This window comes from Vulcanisaeta sp. (assembly GCF_049966235.1).
GTDB classification, from domain to species: Archaea; Thermoproteota; Thermoprotei; order Thermoproteales; family Thermocladiaceae; genus Vulcanisaeta; species Vulcanisaeta moutnovskia.
In genome coordinates, this window is sequence record NZ_JBMFVA010000040.1 from 1 (window position 1) to 4,203 (window position 4,203).

7 protein-coding genes are annotated in these 4,203 nt (G+C 43.0%); 2 read left to right on the top strand and 5 right to left on the bottom strand.

Annotated features, from left to right (window positions below; genetic code table 11):
* The 3 genes from ACP5L5_RS11385 to ACP5L5_RS11395 all read right to left on the bottom strand — a co-directional run.
* Positions 1-1,016, bottom strand: a 1,016-nt coding sequence (locus ACP5L5_RS11385) for a hypothetical protein (protein WP_428763908.1), incomplete at its 3' end; no start/stop codon positions are given.
* A gap of 41 nt (positions 1,017-1,057) precedes the next feature.
* Positions 1,058-1,306, bottom strand: a complete 249-nt coding sequence (locus ACP5L5_RS11390; RefSeq protein ID WP_428763910.1) for a hypothetical protein — start codon at positions 1,304-1,306, stop codon at positions 1,058-1,060.
* Between the two features lie 283 nt (positions 1,307-1,589).
* A complete protein-coding gene (locus ACP5L5_RS11395; RefSeq protein ID WP_428763912.1) occupies positions 1,590-1,796 on the bottom strand; it encodes a hypothetical protein in 207 nt (68 codons plus the stop codon).
* A 56-nt stretch (positions 1,797-1,852) separates the two neighbouring features.
* Between ACP5L5_RS11395 and ACP5L5_RS11400 the strand changes: the two genes are divergently transcribed.
* Positions 1,853-2,134, top strand: coding sequence for a hypothetical protein (locus ACP5L5_RS11400; protein ID WP_428763914.1), 282 nt, complete (start codon positions 1,853-1,855; stop codon positions 2,132-2,134).
* Entirely contained in the window at positions 2,127-2,528 is a 402-nt protein-coding gene (locus tag ACP5L5_RS11405) for a hypothetical protein (RefSeq protein ID WP_428763916.1), read from the top strand. The genes ACP5L5_RS11400 and ACP5L5_RS11405 overlap by 8 nt, the downstream gene beginning before the upstream one ends.
* On the opposite strand, the gene ACP5L5_RS11410 is transcribed toward ACP5L5_RS11405, so the two are convergent.
* Both ACP5L5_RS11410 and ACP5L5_RS11415 read right to left on the bottom strand, forming a co-directional pair.
* Positions 2,518-2,883: a hypothetical protein gene (locus ACP5L5_RS11410; RefSeq protein ID WP_428763917.1), complete on the bottom strand. Its 366-nt coding sequence runs from the start codon at positions 2,881-2,883 to the stop codon at positions 2,518-2,520. The two genes, ACP5L5_RS11405 and ACP5L5_RS11410, sit on opposite strands and share 11 nt — an antisense overlap.
* 497 nt (positions 2,884-3,380) lie before the next feature.
* A complete protein-coding gene (locus ACP5L5_RS11415; protein ID WP_428763919.1) occupies positions 3,381-3,998 on the bottom strand; it encodes a hypothetical protein in 618 nt (205 codons plus the stop codon).
* Positions 3,999-4,203: the final 205 nt, after the last annotated feature.

Genomic DNA, 4,203 nt, shown 5'->3' on the forward strand with positions numbered 1-4,203 from the left:
GCGTTCATCAACGTTATATTTACGCTGTCAGCGATAGCAGCACTCTCAAGCTCTGAAGCGTTCTGTATAGTGCCGACTAGCGATGCTACTATGCTATCCTTGATCCCTATGCTCTCGGTGATTCCTTTACTTACGAGACTTGCCTTAACGCTGTCCACAATTCCAACCTTCTCTAACACTGATGGCCTAATTGCCAGCACTAAAGTAATTGGCAAGTTAAGGCTACTCTGATTGACACCAGTAGGCCACGATGTGTCAGCACCACTCTTAATCGTGGTACCTAATGACAAACTGAGAGTAGGCACACCACTAACTGTCGTTGGCGGTGTTGTTGTTGGCGGTGTTACCGTTGGCGGCGTTGTTATCTGCCCTACCTGTCCTACCTGTGGCGCACTTAACGCACCGCTAGGCATCAAGCCTATGTTGGTCTTAGCTGGCATTATCGTATCTAACACAGCAGCCAGTATGGATCCTAGAAATGCCCCTACAATTGGTGCGCCTATAGCGTATCCTAATCCCTTAATGCTCGGTTGCTTGGTAAGCGTAGTGAACGCATGCTTACTGAACCACATAGCCATATCAGCTTGCAGAATAGTGTAGAGCTTACTCCTGAAACTGTTAGCAACGTTGCTGAAAGTACTATTGATACTGGCCGGTATTGAGTTAATTGCGTTAACGACCCACGTAGCTATGCCGTTAACCACCGACACAATCCAGTTGTATATCGCTTGTAGCGCGTTCCATAAAGTAGTCGCTACTTGAACTAACGCATTGTAAATGGAAGTGCCTATGTAGTTGAAAGCATTACCTAACGCTGTCCCTATTCCAGATAGTGAGTTGTAAATGTAGTTGCCAAACTGTATTATTGCATTGTAGAACCACGAACCAAATTGCGATAGACCTGAAAATATACCCTGACCAGTGTTGCTTATCGAGTTCAGCAGCGAGCTAAACCAACTACTCACGCTATTGAACGCACTTTCTATGTCGTTTATTACTGTGCTGAGCGCGCTCACTAGCTCAATTCAACATGAGACAAATAAAAAGGTATTGGGGTCTATAGCTTAAGCTCAAGCACCAGAATAGCATCGGGAATTTCGTTGCCGTTCTTATCGGCAATGTAAACGCGCATATAGTTAGCCACCTCCGGCTTAGATCCCTTAGTTATAATGCCCTTGAACTCATCCATGCTTACCTTAAGCTTCAGTGTCCTACCCTTAACCTCTGGCGGTAACGATAACCCAAACTGAGATGCTATGTTAGATGCGGGGCCTAACAGTGTGCTTAACAAACCCTCATCGCTCATATGCCATCATCCCCTATTCTACGCAAACAGTATAAAAAGGTTGACAACGCCAGTAGCAAATGCCCACGGATCCTTGCTAGCGAACTCATACATCTTATAGACGAACTGACTGAGCCAGTTAGCGAACTGACGTAACATGCCTAGCAGTTGGCCTATCAAGCTACCAACAGCAGTATCAGTATCGCGCTCTACCTCATTCGCACCCATCATAGCGATGCCTACTGCCTCACTCATCGAAATGAAAAATAAAGAAATGGGAAATAAATGTATCGCTTAGTGCGACTCAGAAGAAGTTCCTGAACCAGTTACCAACGCCGCCTAGCACACGCTGTCCAACCTTGTAGACACCGTACGCAACGGCACCAACGATCAGAACCGTAGCTATCACGCCCGCATTCGCGCTTATCGTCTGCGCTATCTGGTCTATTATCGTAGTTATCGCCTCCAGCGTGTCAGTAAGCGCCACGGTAAGACTAACCGGGGAAGACATTTCTCATACCACCTCCTCAGCAACGCTTATTTCCACGGAACTTTATATTATTGTCGATGACACAGTTAGCACAGGATAAGAGAGTTGAAGCATCATTAGATAGACTGAAGGCAATGGGCCTTAGAGTTAATCTTGAGATTATAAGCCCTAACGAAATCGCGATAATGATCCCAGTAAAGGATATCGTAGCGCTCATAAATCGTCGCATAACATACTCTCCCAGAGAGTCAGCTATGATATCTGACTTAATGATCATACACCTGTGGAAAGGTGATCATCCTACTGTGTCCCTTACCAAAATGATAAAGGACACTAACGAGGGTGATCTAATTGAGTGAAGACATAACAAGGGAAGAAGTAGAAATAATGGCACGTGGAATCCTACAGTACTTAGCACAGGACGAATGGGTTGAGGTACCATCGATACTAGTGAAAGCGAGCACAAGGACACTAGAAGTCTATGCTAAGCAGCAAATGAAGATAAAGAGTGAATTATCACGCATACAAGCTTTAACTCAATCTGCTAGTGGATCGCGTAGTACACTTAATCCAAACTCAATGTTTGACCTAAACACGATAATAGATGCAGTAATGCAGAAACAGAAAGCACAGGAAGCAACTAGCACAACAAATGAACCAGTAGAAACTGAGCTTAACGAAGACGAAAAGAGAAAGATAGAAGAAGTGAGAAATAAATTAAGACAAGCTAAAGTAGCTAAACCTAAGCCTTAGATTGATACTTTCTTTTTTCATTGAAGAGTAAATCGAACTTATCCCTAAGCGTAAAGTCTTCTCTGATAAAATGGTACTTAACGCGGTTGATGTCGTCCCCTAGCATGAACTTAATTCTACCGTAAAGGCAGTAATCAATAGGCTTAGCCATTACAACCCACATGTGCCAACCATGCTTAGATCTCGCATAATTCACGTAATTGACCTTAATGCCGTAATACTGTTCGACTATGAACTTAGCTATCTCAGCCCTCTCCGCAATCCACCACTTAGGCACCTTGAAATCTATGTCTAACTTTATCACTGAGTAGCTATCGCTACCGCTCTCACACTGTTGCACATCCGGATCTTTCATGACCTATACCTCCCTTTCTGTGTTTCCAAACTATGTGAAATGACACACTCGGAAACTCACCACATATGTTACTTGACTCACGTAGCGCATGCACTTCATGCCCTATCTCAGCTTCATCCGTCGGGAATTGATTACCGAACTGTCTCTCTATATATCTTATCAACAGGTCAGTTAATCCATCAGCTACATTATTTATTAAACGATTAACGGCACTACGTGGATCATTACTTCTACAACTATCATTGAAATTGTCGGTATTAAAGTCAGCTTCAGCTTTAGCGTCAATATAGATGTTATTATCCTTACTACCTTCGTACCTTAGGGTAAATGTTTCTGATATCTTCAAGTATCTAGCTCTGAACATGAACATACCAGTACTAGCACTTCTAACCCAAACTTCAGAGTAACACTTATGATGTCTTGTACTGCGGCAGTAAATCTCTATGTAATTTCCGGTCTCACTATCGATAGTCTTGTATACTCTACCCCTAGCGCACTTACTCAATCACTAACTCACCTCCCAATTCACCTTTCATGCCGTTAACTAACCAACGGATCTTATCCACTGGCCTTACGTACTTTTTCTTAACGTAAACGTATCCTTGAAGCTCATTAAGAATCTCGTATATGCGTCTCTCACTCACACCGAAACGCTGTTCCAACTCATCTACAGTAGTGTAACCCTTAGCGCTCATCATAGTTATAACAGGTATAATGTTAACATTGAGCCTACGTGCCCCCTCAAGATTACGCTTATCGAACAGTATTTTTTCGACATAGAAGTTATCCGTAAGTTGCTTTAGTAAACGGCAATCCAACTCCGATACTAACTTGCGTTCATCTATCATAGCGCTAACCTGTAGCATTCTGAAAAAGTGATACTGTGCCCTAGCTTCGGAGAACTCGATTAGGAAATTCTTGTAAGCTTTCATGCAATCCTTACTATTTATTACATCAGCAGGTAATCCTACTCTGTCGTAGTCGTAACCAACGTCAACATCAACCTTGATACTGTCTAAGTTGACTTTCTGCGGCGCATAGAGGTGATAATAACGAATCACCTTATCGCGTATATCTGTGTCAAATTCACTAGCACTTATTATCCGTCTCAACATTAGTGGTTGAGCCCCTACTAGAGCTGAACCCTTGAAATTCACGAAACTAGCTTGCACGTCCTTAGTAAAGAGTCTTACCTGACCCGAGAAGACTAATTCGCCGATTAACACTACTGTAGTTATCTGACGATACTCAGTTCCACCCTTACTCAGGTCATCGATTATAATGGTACTGTTAGTGTCGAATCCCTCCTTACTCACGTAT

Coding starts and splice junctions, on each gene's coding strand:
- ACP5L5_RS11395 (WP_428763912.1), bottom strand. CDS start 1,796: ATGTCTTCCCCGGTTAGTCTTACCGTGGCGCTTACTGACACGCTGGAG.
- ACP5L5_RS11415 (WP_428763919.1), bottom strand. CDS start 3,998: ATGTTGAGACGGATAATAAGTGCTAGTGAATTTGACACAGATATACGC.
- ACP5L5_RS11390 (WP_428763910.1), bottom strand. CDS start 1,306: ATGAGCGATGAGGGTTTGTTAAGCACACTGTTAGGCCCCGCATCTAAC.
- ACP5L5_RS11410 (WP_428763917.1), bottom strand. CDS start 2,883: ATGAAAGATCCGGATGTGCAACAGTGTGAGAGCGGTAGCGATAGCTAC.
- ACP5L5_RS11400 (WP_428763914.1), top strand. CDS start 1,853: ATGACACAGTTAGCACAGGATAAGAGAGTTGAAGCATCATTAGATAGA.